Here is a 1,701-nt window from a genome sequence, read left to right as displayed (position 1 = left end):
GGCGCGCCCCAGGGGGCCGGCGAGCCCCACCCGGACGGGGGCTGCGGCGGCGCCGCTGCCGACCGACCCGGCCGCGGCCCCCGCGCCCGCGCTCCTGCCGCCCGGCGTCCTGCCGCCCCCGATGCCCGACCTCGGCGTCCCGGCCCGGGGCCGCCGACGCGGGCGCGGCCGCCGGCTGCCGCTCGGCGTCGTCGCCGGGCTCGTGGTGGCGGCCTTCGGCGCGGGGCTGCTCGGCGGCGTCCTCGGCGCGCGGCTCGACCGCGACGACGCGCACCTCGCGGACGCCGGCCTGCCCGCCGCCGTGGGCACCGGCTCGGGCGACCGCGCACCGGACAGCGTCGCCGGCATCGCCGCCGCGGTGCTGCCGTCCGTCGTGTCCATCGAGGTGTCGTCCGCGTCCGGGGGGTCCACCGGGTCGGGTCTCGTGCTCCGGCAGGACGGATACATCCTCACGAACCACCACGTGGTCGCGGGTGCGGCCGGCGCGGGCTCGTCGATCGTCGTGCTGCTCGCGGACGGCTCCCAGCTGCCCGGGACGATCGTCGGCAGCACGTCCGACTACGACCTCGCCGTCGTGAAGGTCGAGGCCGAGGGGCTGACCCCGCTGGTGCTGGGCGACTCGGACCAGGTGCAGGTCGGCGACCCGGTGGTCGCGATCGGCGCGCCGCTGGGCCTGGCCGGCACCGTGACCACCGGCATCGTCAGCGCGCTCAACCGCCCGGTCGCCGCGGGCGAGGGCGCCGAGGACACGGCCTTCATCAACGCGATCCAGACCGACGCCGCGATCAACCCCGGCAACTCCGGCGGGCCCCTGGTGAACGCCGCCGGCGAGGTGGTCGGGATCAACTCGGCGATCGCCCAGCCGCCGGGCGCCTCGGCCACCAGCGGCGGCAGCATCGGCCTCGGGTTCGCCATCCCCTCCAACCAGGCGCGGCGCACGGCCGAGCAGCTCATCGAGACCGGCGTCGCCACCTACCCGGTGATCGGCGTGCTGCTCGACGGGTCGTACGCGGGGGAGGGCGTGCAGGTCTCGGCCGAGCCGCAGGGCGGGCAGCAGCCCGTGACCCCGGGCGGTCCCGCGGAGCGCGCGGGCATCCGGGCGGGGGACGTCATCCTCGCGATCGACGGCCGGCCGGTCACGGCGTCGGACGAGCTCGTGGTCGCGATCCGCGCGCGGACGCCCGGGGACGCCGTGACCCTGCGGGTGCGCGCGGCCGACGGCGCGGAGCGGGACGTGCGCGTCGTCCTCGACGAGTCCGCCCAGGGCTGACCCGGGGCCGCCCGGGGCCCGGCCGCGCGACCGCTAGGTGGGGGGCGCCCCGGACGGTAGCCTGGGGCGCGTGTTCGGGATCAACGGCGGCGAGCTCCTCGTGATCCTGGTCGTGGCCGTGATCGTCATCGGCCCCACCCGGCTCCCCGGGTACGCCGAGCAGCTGGCCCGGCTGACCAAGCAGGCCCGGCACTTCCTCGCGGACGCCCGCCAGCGGGTGGACGAGGAGCTGGGCGACGACGTCAAGGACATCGACTGGGCCGCGCTCGACCCGCGCAAGTACGACCCGCGCCGGATCGTCCGCGACGCCCTGCTCGACCCCGAGCCCACGCCCGCCGGGGCGCGCACCGCCGCCGCGGCGGCGGCCGCCGGCACCGCGGCGCACGCCAGCCGCGCCGCCCCCGCGACGACGCCGCTGCCCCCCGGAGCGC

The 1,701-nt window shown here is 78.8% G+C and carries 2 protein-coding genes; both read left to right on the top strand.

Going from position 1 to position 1,701, the window contains the following annotated elements:
* Positions 1–1,270, top strand: a 1,270-nt coding sequence (locus MHY85_RS20955; protein WP_239200384.1) for a S1C family serine protease, incomplete at its 5' end; no start/stop codon positions are given.
* A gap of 70 nt (positions 1,271–1,340) precedes the next feature.
* Positions 1,341–1,701: twin-arginine translocase TatA/TatE family subunit (locus MHY85_RS20950; RefSeq protein WP_239200382.1), on the top strand; the 361-nt coding region annotated here is incomplete at its 3' end.

The organism is Cellulomonas sp. ACRRI (genome assembly GCF_022346185.1).
GTDB lineage: Bacteria > Actinomycetota > Actinomycetes > Actinomycetales > Cellulomonadaceae > Cellulomonas.
The sequence above is the reverse complement of the archived record's forward strand: the minus strand, read 5'-3'. Positions and strand labels throughout refer to the sequence as shown.